16 protein-coding genes are annotated in these 17516 nt (G+C 35.9%); all 16 read right to left on the bottom strand.

Annotated elements, in window-relative coordinates:
- Positions 1 to 8 precede the first annotated feature (8 nt).
- The 16 genes from NBC122_RS14155 to NBC122_RS14080 all read right to left on the bottom strand — a co-directional run bounded on the left by NBC122_RS14155 (position 9) and on the right by NBC122_RS14080 (position 17451).
- Positions 9 to 1316 (bottom strand): glycosyltransferase family protein, encoded by a 1308-nt coding sequence (locus NBC122_RS14155; RefSeq protein ID WP_133440992.1) that lies wholly within the window; start codon positions 1314 to 1316, stop codon positions 9 to 11.
- A 14-nt stretch (positions 1317 to 1330) separates the two neighbouring features.
- Positions 1331 to 2764: a lipopolysaccharide biosynthesis protein gene (locus NBC122_RS14150; RefSeq protein WP_133440991.1), complete on the bottom strand. Its 1434-nt coding sequence runs from the start codon at positions 2762 to 2764 to the stop codon at positions 1331 to 1333.
- A 31-nt stretch (positions 2765 to 2795) separates the two neighbouring features.
- A complete protein-coding gene (locus tag NBC122_RS14145) occupies positions 2796 to 4079 on the bottom strand; it encodes a glycosyltransferase family protein (protein WP_133440990.1) in 1284 nt (427 codons plus the stop codon).
- 17 nt (positions 4080 to 4096) lie between these two features.
- Positions 4097 to 5269 carry a polysaccharide pyruvyl transferase family protein gene (locus tag NBC122_RS14140; RefSeq protein WP_133440989.1) on the bottom strand — a complete coding sequence of 391 codons (1173 nt, stop codon included), beginning with the start codon at positions 5267 to 5269 and terminating at the stop codon, positions 4097 to 4099.
- A gap of 12 nt (positions 5270 to 5281) precedes the next feature.
- Positions 5282 to 6250 (bottom strand): glycosyltransferase family 2 protein, encoded by a 969-nt coding sequence (locus NBC122_RS14135; RefSeq protein WP_133440988.1) that lies wholly within the window; start codon positions 6248 to 6250, stop codon positions 5282 to 5284.
- A 53-nt stretch (positions 6251 to 6303) separates the two neighbouring features.
- Positions 6304 to 6891 (bottom strand): serine O-acetyltransferase, encoded by a 588-nt coding sequence (locus NBC122_RS14130; RefSeq protein ID WP_133440987.1) that lies wholly within the window; start codon positions 6889 to 6891, stop codon positions 6304 to 6306.
- Positions 6892 to 6901: 10 nt separating this feature from the next.
- The gene (locus NBC122_RS14125; protein WP_133440986.1) at positions 6902 to 7873 is read right to left on the bottom strand and encodes a glycosyltransferase family protein; all 972 of its coding nucleotides are present in this window, start codon (positions 7871 to 7873) and stop codon (positions 6902 to 6904) included.
- A gap of 2 nt (positions 7874 to 7875) precedes the next feature.
- Positions 7876 to 9003 carry a glycosyltransferase gene (locus tag NBC122_RS14120; protein WP_133440985.1) on the bottom strand — a complete coding sequence of 376 codons (1128 nt, stop codon included), beginning with the start codon at positions 9001 to 9003 and terminating at the stop codon, positions 7876 to 7878.
- Positions 9004 to 9091: 88 nt separating this feature from the next.
- Positions 9092 to 10144, bottom strand: a complete 1053-nt coding sequence (locus NBC122_RS14115) for an EpsG family protein (protein ID WP_133440984.1) — start codon at positions 10142 to 10144, stop codon at positions 9092 to 9094.
- Positions 10138 to 11355: a glycosyltransferase gene (locus NBC122_RS14110; RefSeq protein ID WP_133440983.1), complete on the bottom strand. Its 1218-nt coding sequence runs from the start codon at positions 11353 to 11355 to the stop codon at positions 10138 to 10140. The genes NBC122_RS14115 and NBC122_RS14110 overlap by 7 nt, the downstream gene beginning before the upstream one ends.
- 6 nt (positions 11356 to 11361) lie before the next feature.
- Positions 11362 to 12504, bottom strand: coding sequence for a non-hydrolyzing UDP-N-acetylglucosamine 2-epimerase (gene wecB / locus NBC122_RS14105; protein WP_133440982.1), 1143 nt, complete (start codon positions 12502 to 12504; stop codon positions 11362 to 11364).
- Positions 12505 to 12535: 31 nt separating this feature from the next.
- Positions 12536 to 13654 (bottom strand): polysaccharide biosynthesis C-terminal domain-containing protein, encoded by a 1119-nt coding sequence (locus tag NBC122_RS14100; RefSeq protein ID WP_133440981.1) that lies wholly within the window; start codon positions 13652 to 13654, stop codon positions 12536 to 12538.
- Between the two features lie 8 nt (positions 13655 to 13662).
- Positions 13663 to 14076 carry a WxcM-like domain-containing protein gene (locus NBC122_RS14095; protein ID WP_246012399.1) on the bottom strand — a complete coding sequence of 138 codons (414 nt, stop codon included), beginning with the start codon at positions 14074 to 14076 and terminating at the stop codon, positions 13663 to 13665.
- A gap of 8 nt (positions 14077 to 14084) precedes the next feature.
- Positions 14085 to 15116 (bottom strand): polysaccharide biosynthesis protein, encoded by a 1032-nt coding sequence (locus NBC122_RS14090; protein WP_133440980.1) that lies wholly within the window; start codon positions 15114 to 15116, stop codon positions 14085 to 14087.
- Positions 15117 to 15173: 57 nt separating this feature from the next.
- The gene (locus NBC122_RS14085; protein ID WP_133440979.1) at positions 15174 to 16454 is read right to left on the bottom strand and encodes a nucleotide sugar dehydrogenase; all 1281 of its coding nucleotides are present in this window, start codon (positions 16452 to 16454) and stop codon (positions 15174 to 15176) included.
- Positions 16444 to 17451: an SDR family oxidoreductase gene (locus NBC122_RS14080; protein ID WP_133440978.1), complete on the bottom strand. Its 1008-nt coding sequence runs from the start codon at positions 17449 to 17451 to the stop codon at positions 16444 to 16446. The genes NBC122_RS14085 and NBC122_RS14080 overlap by 11 nt, the downstream gene beginning before the upstream one ends.
- Positions 17452 to 17516: the final 65 nt, after the last annotated feature.

Genomic DNA, 17516 nt, shown 5'->3' with positions numbered 1-17516 from the left:
AATATTCTTTAATTTTCATCCGGTTTTGTTTCTGCTATTTTTATTAAATCGTTTTTGAACATTCCCAACATTTTTTCTTTGGAATGAAATGCTTTGCCACAGTTGTATGATTTTCTGCTGTATTCTCGAATAATTTCTGGATTTTCAACAAATGAATTTAATTTATTCAATATATCATCATATTCTGAAACGATTACGGCTGCATCCTTTTCCAGAAGATATTTTATAGGTGCCGACTCTTTCCAGCCAATGGCCAGTATGCATTTACCCATTTCAAAGAAATCGACAATTTTGGTGGAGAACGAAAGAAAGGTTAGTAATTTTTCTTTAAGATCAAACGATTCTACATGTAACAGAATGTCGGATTTTTTTTGAATTTCAATTAATTGTTCGTAAGGAATAAAATCGTGTAGCGTAATTGCACTGTCAATTTTTATCTTATTTAGTTTTGCCTCGGTTACCGACTTTCCGGTGTAGATATCCAGGTGAATTTTACTACTGTCCTTATTGATCACTTTTATTGCTTCTGCAAGTTTTTGCAAAGTCTTCCAGCGGCCAAGATGCAAATTACCGGCATAAATCATTTTTACCGGTTTATGAATTTCCTCTTCTTTATAGTCGCCACTAAAGTCGGCACATTTATTCAATATTTTATAGGCATTGGGTACAATTCTGTTGTAAATGGTACGCTGTTCATCAATAATACAATAATTAATTGCGGCTTGTTTGATGGCTTTCTTAACATATTGGCGCAGCATAAAACGATTGATCCAGAACAGCGGGCTTAAAGAAAATTTACGGTAAGTGAGGTGGTCATCAGCATGAAACATTACATAGGGTGCATTGGCCACTTTCCGGACATAATGCAGCACCCTGTACGTATAGAATGTATCATGAGCATCAGTATAAATAACATCCGGATTAAATTCCCTGATAAATTTATCCAGTTCTTCACTTTTCCAATTTTCGGAAAGCCATATTAATTCCCGAAGCCATAGCAGTAGGGTAAAACGGTGATTGCGAAAGAACCCATACAATTTGTTGCCGCTTTCTGCAGCTTTTTGCAATTCAATGTTTTCAGCGGCTTCATTTTTTTTTAAAACAGCACCCACATTTTGCTTACTGAAAAGCGATTTTATCAGTTTGTTTTCGGATATACAAAAGTAATTTTCGCACAACTCGTTGTCTGGTAACTCATCACGGCAATATACCTGAGCCAACTGACCCGGTTTAAATTCCTGGAAAAAATTACTATAGGTATTTCCGGCTTTGTTATCCCAGGCATTGCGGGAAACTAAAAGGACTTTTAACTTCATACTACAATAATAAACTATCTTCTCTGTTTGATTAATTGCTGCAAATCAATCAGCAATTGTAACTTTAATAAATAAGCCCCCGTGAAATAGATCAGTGATGTAATTGCACTTTGTGCAAACAGTGTAACCCAGTGATTTAATCCCAAATAACTTACCGGCCAGGCTGCTAAACCAGATACTATTGCCAAAATAAAAATAGGCAACACATCTTTCCATTGTTCAAATGCAGAATATCCTATGGCAGCTTTGCTTGGCCAGGCACTTACAAAAGTAGAAACAAAAGAAGCTACAGCACCGGCAACAACCATAGTGTATACCCCAAATGGAATCGCCGCTACGATAAGTGCCAATGACAGCAGTTTACTTATCATTGTAACCTGAAGATACTTGCCGCTTTTTCCGACACTGGTAATGGCTGAAGCATTGATGGCAATCAGCGGATAAAAAGCAACCGTTATACTTACCAGCTGCAGATAGGGCACAGCGGGCAGCCATTTATCGGTAAGCAGAATACTTACTAGAGGTTCCGCAATCACAATAAGTACTGCCATTAAAAAAAACACGATGGCCGCACTATTTTGCAGCATACGCTTTACCATGCGCTTTATGGCAGGTTTATCATTCTGATGAGCCGAAAGCGCCGGAAACATTACTGCACCCAAACTATTGGATATGCTGTCAACCACCAGAGTGGGCATTAATGCACCTCGGTTATAATAGCCCAAAACGGTACTATTGTATTGCTTGCCTATTACGATGGCATATACATTATTATACAGGGTGTTAAAAAGCGCCCCTAATAATATTTTCGAACCATAATGAAACAGGATTTTTATTCTGTTTAAAGAAAAAATAAGCGCAGGTTTCCAGCGAATATAATACCAGAGCAACCCAGTGCTGACAATCCTGGCAGTAAGTTGAGAGAAAACTAAACTCCATACTCCATATCCACTATAAGCCATACCAATGCCAATGAAACCAGAAATAATGGTACTGACGACATTAATATTGAAACTTTTACGAAATTGCATTTCCCGCGATAGCACTACCGTCTGTATGATGGTGAGTGCGTTCAGTACAATGGTCAAACCAATAACTCTCAGTACGGGCGTCAACAAAGGTTCCTCATAAAACTGAGCAACCCACGGTGCAATAAAGAATAGGACAGAATACAGAAATAATGACAATACCAAATTCAATATAAATACCGAACTGAAATCCTTATTATCAGCCTCCTTCTTTTGTATCAACGCATTTGAAAAACCACTATCAATTAATACACTTGACATAGTGATAAATACTCCTATCAACGCTATCACCCCAAAATCTTTAGGCAATAAAAGACGGGCTAATATGATTGATATTAAAAGCTGAATACCCTGCGTACTAAAACGCTGAAGGTATTGCCAGAACAGGCCTGAAAGGACTTTACTTTTTATGTTTTCCACAACTACTAATTCTTTTGATTTTTATAGAAAATCATTTTTTTAATAAACTAATTATAAAATCTGCCATGGGTTCCGCGGTATTGTTATAGAACTTTTCTAAAAGCAAATCATTATCAATTTTAACATCAGGAATATTCATTAGTAAATCCATTACTTTTTGAGAAACATCACTGCTTATTTTTTGTTCTTCTTGTATTAAAGTGGCATTCCCGTATTTTTCAAAATAGGGTAATGCAGAATCAGTAAGAGATTTATAAAAATGCATTACATGCTTTTTTAGTGCTATATATTCGAATATTTTGGATGGAATCATACATTCGTTATCATTTCCAAAGCTTATAAGTATATCTGCTTCCTTTTGTTTTTGAGCCGCCTTTTCGGGAGACACAACTCCATGCCAAAATATCTTTTTGCCATATAAATACGAGTTTTTAATATTATTAGAAATCGTTACAGAAGACGTCCCTCCGTAGATATTAAATTCAAATACCATATCGTCAACACTTTCCAATATTTTGATAAAATAACTTGGGTCTGCAGTACTTTCAGACATTGACCCTGTAAAAACCAAATTAATTTTCTCTCCTTTTTTATTCAAATCAACATTAGGATTTGTATCGTTTAATTCGAATAATGGTATATCCATTATTACAAACTTACTCTCAAATCTTTTATATTCCTCTTGCTTATAATGATTTTGATGAGATTGCATAATACAGATATAATCTGCCTTTGAAAAAATAAATCTCTCCCAACGCTTGACTGAATGTAAAGCAATGTTAGTATTTAATATTTTAGGAACTAAACTGCGAGACATGCAATCCAACGTATACGCTATAAATTTTATTTCGGGATACTTTTTTTTAAGGAAAAGAGCAGCGAGTAGCGTTTCAACTCTTTTGTAACAGCCAATAACGCAGCTGAAATTTTCTTTTAGATGTTTTTGTTCTGCTGTATTATACAATCTGAAAATTTCGAAAATGGAGAGTAAAGGCCAAAATGGAGCCATAATTAAACCTTGTATTCTAGATAAAAAAATACCAGTTTTAAATTTTAATCCTTCAAGACTATTACTACTATCATTAATCAAACGCACTAAAAATCTTTGATTAACTCGGTGAATTTTAACTCCTTCATTTAACTCATAGCTAAGTGATGCAGAATTTTCTTTAAACGTTATGCATTGAACATTAACATTGTTAATAGTTAATTGCTTAGCAACTTTTCTTACACTGAGCCCTCGCATGTTATTTAACGGGTCGTAGGTGGGTAATATAAAAAGAATGCTTTTTTTTAATTTGCTAAAGGAATTCATTGTTTTAGCTATTTATTTTATGTTAGTTGATTTACTGCTTTTCCTGCTTCCCATACCTTTTTTTTATAATCAGGTATAAAGGAATTTAGATGCATCTTGATAGATGGTTCATTTTTTTGCATCCAGATAAAAGCATTAGTCAAATCGGTTTCTTCTTGTAAAGATTGCACCGGAATTACGTAATTTTCGTGAGAACCAAAAATATCTTTAGCAATTCCACGAGCTTTAACGGAATACCCAACAACTAAAGTGGGCACCATAGAAGAATAAGCAGCTATTGTGGCATGAGTTCTGGCTCCAATAAACATACGACATCTTGCAATAAATCCTTTCAACTCCATACAATTATGATCTCCAATAACAACTACCCGTCCAGTAGTATTGAATTTTTGATAAATTTCATTTAAAGTTTCTAAATCATTATTATAACTCCAAACAACATGCGGGATCAATGCAATTTGAAAGTCAGTGTTATCAATGATATGCTGAACTAACGAAAAATAATTCTTCAATGTAATATTATCCCCTTTTTCGTAAGACTGAATTAATGGACTTACATTTATTCCAATTGTATTATTTTCAACAAATCCATCAGGGAGCGGTAATTTAATAGTTTCCAAAGCGAATGCAGGATCAGGCGACAAAAATACATTTTTAGTTATTCCTGCTTCTATTAAAGCATCGTAGGTTATTGATTCCCTCGCAAATATCATATCGTAGCGCTGCATATCATTTTGCACATCAGGAAGTTTTAAGATATCTGGTTCAATTGATACACCCCATAAAACAGATTTCATTCCTTTCTTTTTTATTGACTTATTTATATAAGCCAAATACTTATAAGATTGGGCATAACAATAGTTATCCCCTCCTAGAGCTATAGCAATTGAATGATTTTCTATTTTCCGAATCGTGCATCCAACCACTCTTCTGCTATAATAATCAGGACTAAATTTCTCAATAAATCTGGTAAAATAATAATCAATTGATTTGTTTTTAGGCAAATCTCTTGAGCAGGAAATTATTTTAATTATTTTATCTAACCCATATTGTAATTCATTTGGAGAATCATAAGATATATAATCAGCATTTAATTCATTCAAATCAAGAATGTTAGCAGTGCCGCGAATAATTGCTTCACAACCGTGATTTTTCGCATCTCCATTACTATGTAGAAAATATTTTTTCATTTTTAGAATAATTTAAAATTTATATATTAAAAGAGCTCTTCCAATTGAAGGCGCAAATGTAAACAATCGAAGAACAAACTTATTATTTCCCATTATTGGATTCTTCATATAAGACTTGTAAGACGCCATTACATCTTGTTCAATTTGAAAAGCTATTGATTTATGATCATCTAACTCCGGATTGTTCAATAAACAAGCAATTATATAAAATTGCTTTGAACATAGTGTTTTCTGTGCTTTATAAAAATATTGAGTTGCATTTTCTTTTAAAAACTCACATATATTTTCCTGTACTGTGATTAATGCCAGTTTGTTTAAATTAAATCCGGCAGTCATGGTGCTTTCGGGGCGTGATAGATAATTATATTTTGCTTCACCGTTTATCGAGATGTTTCGAGCATTCCAGATCACTTTATGAATGAACTCGTCATCTTCATAAGCCCTAACTTGCGGAAACCTAATATTGGCAATACAAGATCTTCTGAAGATTTTATTACAAACACTCGTGTTTACGCCTTCAACACCGCCATATACCAACCCATGCATGGCTTTTTCTCTATCTATAATTGTTTTTTTAGGAGGCGTTGTGAATTCAACACTTCCATCAACATTCACTTTTTTCCATCCGCATTCCGCAATATCGGCATTTTCTGCTAAGGCTTTGGATAATAAAAATTCATACATATCTACATCTATCCAATCATCCGAATCTACAAACCCTATCCATTCGCCTGTTGCTGCTTCTAATGCTAAATTACGCGCACTACCTTGTCCCCCGTTAGTTTTGTGCAATACCTTTATACGTTTGTCAGCTTTAGCATAATCATCGCAAATAGCTGAACTTGCATCTGTAGAGCCATCATCAACCAGAAATATTTCCAGGTTTTGGTGAGTTTGATTTATAATACTTTCGATGCATTTATGCAGGTATTTTTCGGTATTATAAACTGCAACAATTATCGTTATTTTAGGTAAATTCATTCTTTCCAGCTCTTTGCAGTGTATGGTAGTGAGGTTTAAGAATTTCTTTTTGTTTACTCATTGCGTTTTACTATTTCAGTTGCTTTAATTAAGTATTTATCGGAATTATTATTACTTATTTTACGTGCAGGTATTCCACCAACAGTAACGTTAGGCTCCAGGATGTCTTTCACCACCACCGCATTAGCCCCAATGCAAACACCATCGGCTATAGTGATATCACCGATAATCTTAGCTCCAGATGCAATAAATACATTATCACCTATAATTGGAGCTTTATTTGAGCCTCCACTAGCACCAATGGTAACATTTTCATGAATTCTGCAATTTACACCTATTTTAGCATTGCTATGAACAACCAAACTTCCATAATGGGCTATAGACAATCCAGGCCCAAAAGTATTAAACCCAATCGAAAATCCAAGTTTCTGGCTCATGGAAACATATCTATATTTGTGATACTTATTTATCAAGGTTAAGAAAAAACTTTTTTTGGTATTTTCAAAATATTCACATTTTCTTAAAAGTCGTTGGAATGTCCATATAATATCGTGTTTATATCGGGGACGTTTAGACTCCATACTTAATGCAACTTTGTCACATTCAAGATAGTATAAATATTCAGATGTATTAGAAATCATTACTATTAAATTATTTAAAAATTAAACGTCGCAGTTTCATTTCAATTTTTCTTAAAGTTGAAATATATCGTTTTGCCCCTATTATGTCAGCAACTTTTTTCGAATAAGCCATATCCGGGATCATATATCTGGGATGATTTAAGTTTTCAGGCACTTCATATACTTTCATATAAAATATTTTTTGCAGTTTTCGATTTAAATGGCTTAGATTGGCTGTACCATGAGTTGCATTACTTGTCATGCCGATATTACAATTCATATTTTTAGATGGCATAACGGCCAGACTAGAATTAAGTAATCTTGCCGATCCAATAAGTACTTCAAAAGAAGTTATTTTATCTTGTTCTTTAAACTCTCTATTTCTTAGTTTAAAGTCACTAAAATCTTTGTAAGCCAAATGTCCTTGATTGTAAAACCCGTGGAATAATTTCTTGAAATATTCATCATCAGTAAAACCTAGGGTTTCATCTCTTTCTTCCCACACTCTTCTCCATGTACCCCAGCAACCGGACAAAGTTGCTGCTTGGGTAAAGAAGTAATCTGATGGAACATTCCATTTTTCAGCAAGATTAAATGAAGATATTATTGAAATGCGTTTATCATCATTATACTTGTCAAGCATTTGTTTACAAAATGCAAAATAACTTAAGGCTGGTACTGAATCATCTTCAAGAAATATCATCCGTTCTTCACTTTGAAAAATCCAATTAATAGCTCTATAAATATTTGGATCACAGCCATAATTCACTTCTGCAAAATCTTTATGAACTTCACACTCCCAATCAATATTTTCAACTATTTTCCTGCATTTATTTATATTTTCAATATCATCCGACCGATTTGAGCGTGGTCCATCCTGGCACAAATATAATTTACTTGGACGTGCTTTTTTGATTTGATCAAAAACTTGCTGCAATGTATCGGGGCGCACAAAAAATACAAGTAAAACTGGTACGTCTACTAAGTATGGTAGTTTGTCCATAATTATTTAAATTCTGTTTCTATTTCTTTCATTCGCTGTGATAACTGAAAGTAATCCTTTCTTTTTTTCACAGCTTCATTATATTTCAAATATATTTCTTTATTGGTTAAAAGTTTTTTTAACCCTTCATATAACCCTTCTGTTGAATTTGGAACAATTAAGCCAAATTCAGATTCGCCCAGAATTTCTTTCATTCCTGCGCAATCAGTTGTTATTACCGGTGTACCTATAATTACAGATTCAGTTACAACAGTACTAAAACCCTCCGTATATGAAGAGGAAACAAAATAATTAGCTGCTTTAATAAATTTGTATGGATTTTCATGAAATCCTAGAAGAAACACATGATTTTGTAAGTTATTATTTAAAATATACTTTTCTAATACTTCTCGTTGCTCTCCTTCACCAAGTACCCATAATGAAAAATTGTACTTTTCAACAACCAATTTATTACAGGCCGTCAATAGCCTTTCAAATCCTTTTTGTTCAGTTAGTCTGCCAATTGCAACGAATTTAATACAATCCGGAATGGCAACTTCAATAAGAGTTTCATTTGCCTTAGATAATATGTTAATATTATCTACCGGATTATAGATAACACTCAAATTCTCAAACCATCCGAATAATTTTATGAAACCTTCTTTTACGGATTCAGAAACACAAAAAATATTTTCAAACTGTTTATAACTTCGCTTATGATCCTCTAATGTCTTAAATACTTTTTCAAGACCATAATTCATTGACATATCGGTATGCACCCAAGCATACTTTTTAGAATTAATATTTGTTGACGCGGCAATTAATTTAGTTGGAACACCTTCTAAAAAAGCAACTTCATAATCATAATTTTCCTTAATAAAAATTCTGTAAATCAACCTTGCTGGTAATACAAAACTAACAAGATAACCCCATATGAGAGTTAGCAACTCGCTTTGAAATCTGTTAATTGTTTTGTATCTTATTTCCGGTTTTAAATATTTCTTATTTACGCCTTTGTCGAAAACAGTTTGAACTGTAACATCATATTTTTCAGGATTTAAATTATTGACCAAATCAACCAGAACTTTTTCTGCTCCTCCACCAGTGAGTGTATTAATAAGAAAAAGGATTTTTATTTTAGGATTGTTCATTTTTTTCAATTCTAATATTTCAATATAATAATCATAAATGTATATGGATTCCAGCAATTTTTAAAAAGAACATTTTAAACGTTCTCAGTTAAAAAAAGCTATATGGCACTAGACTGCTATCACTCTTAATCCGGTATATAAACAAAGTCACAGCCATTACAGTAATTATAATATAAGCATTAAGTCGGTTTTTTTTGGTTTTTATCGAACTTACGTATTCTTCGAGAAGCAGATATGTGGATGGCATATAATAAAAGGTAAGCCTTTCGGCAGTCCGGCTGACTAAACGGATCGCCCATAGCAAGAGGCTGATAAAATTCAAATTGATAAATATAATATTCGAACTTTTGATGCCTTTATTACTATTACTATGAACAGCAACAATTCGTTTCCTATTCCTAAATCCTAAAACAGTAATAAGTAAGACTATTGAAAAAAATACGCCTCCATTATTCGTTTCTTCAACGCCATAATTCAATTCGAGAATATCCGCTGCTTTTAACAGGAAAAACTCGGCTGAAAAATATATTGCTGTAAACCCGAAGAAATAAATAATGACATTTTTCACCGTTACATTTCTATGAGCAATAAAATAGGCGGGGATAAAAAACAAAGCAGATTTGTGAAACATAGAGGCTAAAAATATCAGACCCAAAAACCAGAATAATTTCCGTTTTTTGATCAGTTCCATGGACAGAAGCGTGATTGCTACTGCTATGGTTTGCCTTATCCCACTTAGTGAAAACTGGAAAAGTCCCAGGGTAACAAAAAACAAAATAGCCAAAAAGGGGTCTCTGGCATTTTTATATACAAAAGTACCGATAGAAACTGACAAAAATACCGCCACAATAATAAAAAGCCACTGAGAATCGGAAGTGAAAAACTGTAATAATTTATTAAAGTATATATATCCTGGTTCAATTCTATCATCATAATTACCATCTGCAATATCTTGAAACATTGATTTATAATTCTCGGTATCCGGACCTATTTTTTCGTTTCTAAATCCAGAAATGACAGTTATAGGAATAAGCGCTAATATCGTAAACATCAGCTTTTCCTTGTCCCTCATTTGCCAGCTGTTGAATACAAAAACGCGCAGAAAAACCATAAAAAATATAATAAAGATATATGCTAACATTTTACTTCTGTTTTCAAATGATATAATTCGAGGTACTTTTTATACATTCGTTTTTTATCGTAATATTCAACCGCTTTTTTTCGGCAATTTAAGCTATTTGTTTTTTTAAATTGTCTGTTCATGAGTAAGATGGCGTTTAAAAGCCCTTTACTGTCCATTTTGTCAACAACAATTCCAGTCGTTTCATCAACCACTTCCGGGCTACCGCCGGTATTAAATGTAATCACAGGAGTGCCACAAGCCAATGCTTCCAGATTGGTGGTCGGAAAATTATCTTCCAAGGTGGGATTTAAAAAAATATCTGCAAGGGAGTAATATTCTGCCAACTGTTTTGCATTATTTGTACGGCTTATTGCAATTACATTGTTGGGTAATTGCTTACAATCATTTTTAGTTGCTCCAATTAAAATTAACTGATATGAGCTGGTAAGCGATTTTGCCAGTTCTATAAAATATTTCAACCCTTTTCTACTCTCAAATCCTTCCGCTGAAACTCCCAGGAGCACAATTTTATTTTCAAGTCTCAGTTTGATTTTTAATGCGTTAACGTCTTTTATATCAAATGTATTGGTATCAATTCCGTTGTTTATTACCGTGACATCATACTTTGATAAAAAGGATTGTTTAACCAATCCGGCAAGCCACTCCGATGGAGTTACAATGGTCATGTTACTTAGTCCGTTGAATATTTTCTTTTTTATATTGTAGTTTGATTTTGAATTGTCCAGAATAATACTTGGAGGATATGATTTAGATAAAGGGCATTCATAACATCCTTTTATCCATTTGTTACAATCAACGTAATCAAAATAAGCGCAATGACCAGTAAAAGGCCAGCAGTCATGCAGTGTCCAAATGACCGGTATTTCTGATTGTGATAAAAACTTAAAAAGGATATTTATATTAATATAATTGCCATGAAGGTTGTGTAAATGTACAATATCGGGATTTATTTCATTAATATATTTAATTAATTTATTTGTTCCTCTACTGGTATAAAAACCTTGTCTGTCAAAAATCCGGGAAAGAATATTATGACATTTATTTTCTAAAAATGTACCTATCCTGAAACTGTTTTTGTATTTAGAGTCTTTTTGTCCATAGGATATGAAAGCCTCGTTTCCCTGCTTAACCATTTCCTTGGTTAAGTCTACAACAATACGACCCGTACTGCCGTATCCACTGACAGTATTAATTTGAAGAACTTTCATAGTGTTTTAGTTTTGAATGCCCCATACCGTACGTTTCACATAATCCGTATAACTCAAAATTATACGTACCATTTTCTCAGAGACATTAGGCATAGAATAATCAGCAACAGACCTAAAATTTCTTTCTTTTCCTACTTTTTGATTGTGCAGCTGTACTAATCCCTGCATAATTCGTTCTGGATGTAATCCCACCATCATTACAGATGCTTCTTCCATTGCTTCTGGCCGTTCATGTGCATCTCTGATGTTTAATGCTCTGAAATTCAGAATGGATGACTCTTCAGAAATTGTTCCTGAATCCGATAAAACAGCATAAGATTTCATCTGCAACGCATTGTAATCATTGAATCCTAGTGGTTTCAAAAACTGAACTTTTTCGTGCATCGTTATGTTTTTTTTATCAATCATATTTCGGGTGCGTGGATGCGTACTCACAATAATGGGATAATCATATTTTTCTGCAATCAGATTGAGGCTTTCCATGAGGCCTTTAAAATTTTTATCGCTGTTGATATTTTCTTCTCTATGTGCAGAGACTACAAAAAACTTTCCTTCTTCTAATTCAAGACGTTCCAAAACATCGGAAGATTCAATTGAAGGAAGATAATGGTTCAAAACCTCAAACATTGGAGAACCCGTTTTAATAATCCGATCGGCAGGTAAACCCTCTCTTAACAAATATTCCCGAGCAATATCACTGTAGGTCAAATTAATATCCGATACGTGATCTACAATCTTTCTATTGGTTTCTTCAGGAACTTTCTGATCGAAACAGCGGTTTCCCGCTTCCATGTGGAAAATCGGGATTTGTCTTTTTTTGGCAGGAATGGCACATAAACAAGAATTTGTATCTCCTAAAACTAAAAAAGCATCTGGTTTTTCACTCTCCAGTAATGGATCAATGTTAATCAATATCTGGCCTATTGTTTCGGTAGCTGTCGCTCGAGCTGCATTCAGGAAAAAATCAGGTTTTCTAATACTCAAATCATCGAAAAATATCTGGTTTAATTCATAATCATAATTTTGTCCGGTATGCACAATGATATGTTCAACTGCTTCTGAAGCGTCCAGAGCTGCCATCACTCTTGATAATCGAATAATCTCGGGACGGGTACCAACAACCGTCATTACTTTTAATCTGTCTTTCATTTTATCTTTAAAATTAGATATTGATTTTGCTTTACACATTTTCAAAATACGTATCCGCATCCTCCGGATTATAAGGCTCATTAATCCAAAAGATGGTCAAGAGTTCTTCATCCCCAATATTTTTGACATTGTGGGTGTACCAAACCGGCATATCCACATATGCGGGCTCATCTCCATCCAGATAAAAATCTAGAACTTCGTCTGTATCTATTTTTCTCAGCTGAATAAGTGCTTTGCCTTTGATCACCGCAAACCTTTCTATTTTCCGGGTATGAAAATGATTGCCTCTTGTAATTCCGGGAACGGTGGTCGAATAAGAACACTGGCCGCCAATTCCTAAGCGGATAACTTCCACAAAGGCACCTCTGGCATCGATATTCTGCTTAAATTTTACCGGGTAATGACTGGCGATATCGAAATAACACCGGAACGTATTAAACAACTGATAATCAAAATTGGTGACCAATTCCGGGATTTCCCCATGATCAAAATACAGTTTTTTGTAATGCTCCAGTTTTGCCAAAACTTCAGAGACCTTCATCGAAATGGTAAAAGGAACAGGGTAGTGCTCTTTGTTTTCGGCGGTCTGAATCTGATTGATGATTTCCTGAACCAGTTCGCCCACATAAATCAATTTCACTTCGCCGTCAACGTCCACCACCGGATTTTCACCATGGGTGAGCTGGTGGCAGAAGGTCGCGATAAAGGAATTGTAATTTGGTTTTCCGAAAGGGCCGAAAACATTGGGAATGACCATTCCGGTAAAGGTGCCGCCATTTTCTTTGGCCCAGTCCGCCAGGAGCGAGCGGCCTTCTTTTTTGGATTTTCCGTAGAGATTATCCCTTTCTTCCTGTGAAGAAGAGGAAAATAAAAGGTGCGCTTTGGAACCGGTTCTTTTTAAGGAGGCCACCAACTGCTTCACTAATTCTATATTTTGGAAGTAAATCACTTCCGGATCAGGATGACGGTTCATCGCCGCAAGATGCACAATGACATCGCATTTCTTTACGAATTCATCTAACTGATTTGGCTGTTCAAAATATTCTTTTTTAAAATCGATTCTTTCATATTCTTCAGGCTGCAAGCCCAAAGTATTATAAAGATGCGATCCTACGAAACCGTTCTGTCCGGTAATTCCTATTTTTTTCATGAAGTGTTTTAATTAAAATAATCGGCTGGGAAGCGGTATTCATCCGCAATTTCACCTAAAATGTAATCTGCAAAAACGAGTAATTTCGAATCTGCTTCAAGTGACTGGATTGAACTTATATAACCGGCTGGAACATGCAGGACATCCAGACTTTCTGATTTTAACACCAATTCTACAAGAGGCAGATCTTTTGCCGGATTTTCCCAGGAATCTATTTTGATCAGTTTGATGATAAAAGAACCGGCCACTGCAGAAAACCATCGCTGTTCCGTTTGGTGACCCTGCCAGGCTCTGACGAAATGAGTCTCGGCATTTTGAATGGTGTACATTCTTTTGATGCCTAACGCATTGAACTCATTGTTAAAACAAATTGTTCCCCGATGATCCTGGTGGCAGCTGCCTTTGATTAAACGAGGTTCCATCAATATCATTAATAAGGATTGGTCACCTCTTCGCCGAAAATTTCTTTGCGGATTAAGGGTAGGGTCGATATTAACGTTTTTAATCCTTCTACGCCCTGTTGGTGGGTATTATGGGAATGGTAATCTTCAATCACCGAAATATCCTGTTCGCCTTCAGAGAAAAACTTCGCATAATTCAGATCTCTGTTATCGGACGGAATCCGGTAGAAATCACCCATATCTTCGGCCTTCAGCATTTCTTCTCTGGTACAGAGCGTTTCGTAGAGTTTCTCGCCATGTCTGGTACCGATTACTTTGATGGGCGTTTCTTTTCCTGAAAGTTCCATGAGTGCTTTTGCCAGATCGCCAATTGTTCCGGCAGGTGCCTTATTGACAAACAGATCACCGGCATTGGCGTTTTCAAAAGCGAATAACACCAGATCTACGGCATCATCTAAAGACATGAAAAAGCGGGACATGTTAGGATCGGTGATGGTAATTTCTTCTCCTTTCTGAATTTGATTTAAAAAAAGCGGAATGACCGACCCGCGCGATGCCATCACGTTCCCGTAACGCGTTAAACAAACAACGGTTTCGGTCAGATTTCTGGACTCCGCTACGGCGACTTTCTCCATCATGGCTTTTGAAATTCCCATGGCATTGATCGGGTAGGCTGCTTTATCGGTGGAGAGGCAGATTACCTTCTGCACTTTGTTGGCTGCAGCGGCACGGATGACATTATGCGTTCCCTCGACATTGGTTTTTACCGCCTGCATTGGGAAAAATTCACAGGAAGGCACCTGTTTTAAGGCAGCAGCATGAAATACGTAATCAACGCCTCTGGTGGCGGGTTCTACACTTGCGTAATCTCTGACATCACCGATATAATATTTGATCTTATCGTTTTTGTAAAGGTTCCGCATGTCGTCCTGCTTTTTTTCATCCCGCGAAAAAATACGGATTTCTTTAAAGTGATCGGTATGTAGAAAGCGGTTGAGGACTGCAGTGCCAAATGAGCCGGTGCCGCCGGTGATTAATAATATTTTATTTTGAATTTTCATCTTTTTATTGTTTTATAAGTACTTATTTAAAATTTAGGTATATACCTCACTTCACCATTACAACCTTCCTTCACATTTCTTCAATATTGCTTTAACGTCATAAACAACAGCTCTGTCTTTTTTAAACTTATTTAAATCAAGTTCTAAAAACGCTTTATGTGCCACTCCCACAACAATGGCATCAAATTTTTCTTTTGGAATTTCGGAAGTGCTTTCAATACCGTATTCTTTTTGTACTTCAGCAACATTTGCCCAGGGATCGTAAGTGGACACCTTGGTGCCGTAATCTTCCAACGCAGCAATCACATCAACAATTTTCGTATTCCGTACATCAGGACAGTTTTCTTTAAAAGTAATACCGAGCATTAATATTTTTGCATTATTAACTGAAATCCCGTTCTTAATCATGGTTTTAATCACCTGCGAAGCGACATACTGTCCCATGGAATCATTCAGTCTTCTTCCGGCTAAAATAATTTCGGGATGATAGCCATATTCCTGGGCTTTCTGGGCCAAGTAATAAGGATCAACACCAATGCAATGTCCGCCAACCAAGCCTGGTTTGAAAGGTAGGAAATTCCATTTGGTTCCTGCCGCTTCTAAAACGTCATGCGTATTGATGTCCATCAGATTAAAGATTTTGGCGAGTTCATTCACAAATGCAATATTGATATCACGCTGTGAGTTTTCAATGACTTTCGCGGCTTCAGCGACTTTTATCGTTGGTGCCAAGTGAGTACCGGCGGTAATCACCGATTTGTAAATATCATTTACGATCACTCCAATTTCCGGCGTAGAACCGGAAGTTACTTTGAGGATTTTCTCTACGGTATGCTCTTTATCCCCCGGATTAATTCTTTCCGGTGAATAACCGGCAAAGAAATCCACATTGAATTTCAACCCCGAAACTTTTTCCACTACAGGAATACAGTCCTCTTCGGTAGCGCCAGGATACACCGTCGATTCATAAATCACGATATCACCTTTGTTAATCACTTTTCCTACCGTTTCACTCGCTTTAATTAAAGGGGTCAAATCCGGGCGGTTGTTTTTATCCACTGGTGTGGGTACCGTGATGATGTAGATATTGGAATCTGCAATATCTTTTAAGTCAAAAGAACAGTACAGGCCTTTTTCTTCTTTTGAAGGATTATCCGCTATCAGCGCAGATTTTAAAAGTTGATCAGAAATCTCCAGTGTACTGTCTTTCCCGTCATTAATCTGTTGGACACGGTTTTGATTAATATCAAATCCAACCACCGGATATTTCGTAGCGAAAAGTCTTGCCAAGGGCAAACCGACATAGCCCAAGCCTACAATGGTCAATTTATACTTCATCCTTTTGTTTTAAATGATTCCAGTACCAGGTGACGGCTTCTTTCAGACCGTCTTTCATGGAGAACTGAGGATTGTAATTCAGTAAATTTTTCGCTTTATCGATGCTGGCTAAAGAGTGGGGGACATCGCCTTTCCGGTAGTCGCCATACTTCACTTCGATATCAGCGATTTTGGGATCAAACTCTGCTAGATACTCTTTAAGATATTTGACTAAATCATTTAAAGTCGTTCTTTCGCCAAAAGCCGAATTATAGACCTGATTTTGCGCTTCTGGATTTTCAGAAGTCAATGCCAGAAGGTTCATTAAAACCACATTATCAATATAGGTAAAATCGCGGGAATATTCGCCTTCTCCATTAATGGTCGGGGATTCGTGCGCCATGAACTGCGTGACGAATTTTGGAATTACTGCGGCATAGGCACCGTTTGGATCCTGACGGCGGCCGAAGACATTAAAATAACGGAGCCCGATGGTATCGAAATCATAGGTTCTTTTAAAGACGTCAGCATAGAGTTCATCCACATATTTGGTGATGGCGTAGGGAGACAAAGGTTTGCCGATGATGTCTTCCACTTTGGGTAAAGATTCAGAGTCTCCATAGGTTGAAGAACTGGCAGCATAGACGAATCTCTGAATGCCTGCATCTTTGGCAGCCACCAACATTTTCAGAAAACCGCCTACATTGACTTCATTACTGGTGATGGGATCATTGATGGAACGGGGCACAGACCCCAAGGCAGCATGGTGAAGGACGAAATCCTGAGTGGCACAGGCTTTATGGCAGGTGTCTAAGTCCCGGATATCGCCTTCGATTAAAGTAAATTTTCCGTCGGAAAGAAAGGGTTCAATATTTTCTCTTTTGCCGGTGGCAAAATTATCCAGACAGGTCACAAGCGCTCCATGGTGCAGCAGGGCATCGCAGAGATTGGAACCGATAAAACCGGCACCGCCTGTGACGAGCACTTTTTTGTCTTTCAAATTTTTAAAATCGAGCATCTTGTGTTTTTAATTAATTATCTGTTTATTTTAGAGCCTTTGTTTAAAATTCATCAAAATTAATT

The sequence above is a fragment of the Chryseobacterium salivictor genome, assembly GCF_004359195.1.
In the GTDB taxonomy this organism is placed as follows: domain Bacteria; phylum Bacteroidota; class Bacteroidia; order Flavobacteriales; family Weeksellaceae; genus Kaistella; species Kaistella salivictor.
This window is presented reverse-complemented; position numbering and strand designations above follow the sequence as displayed.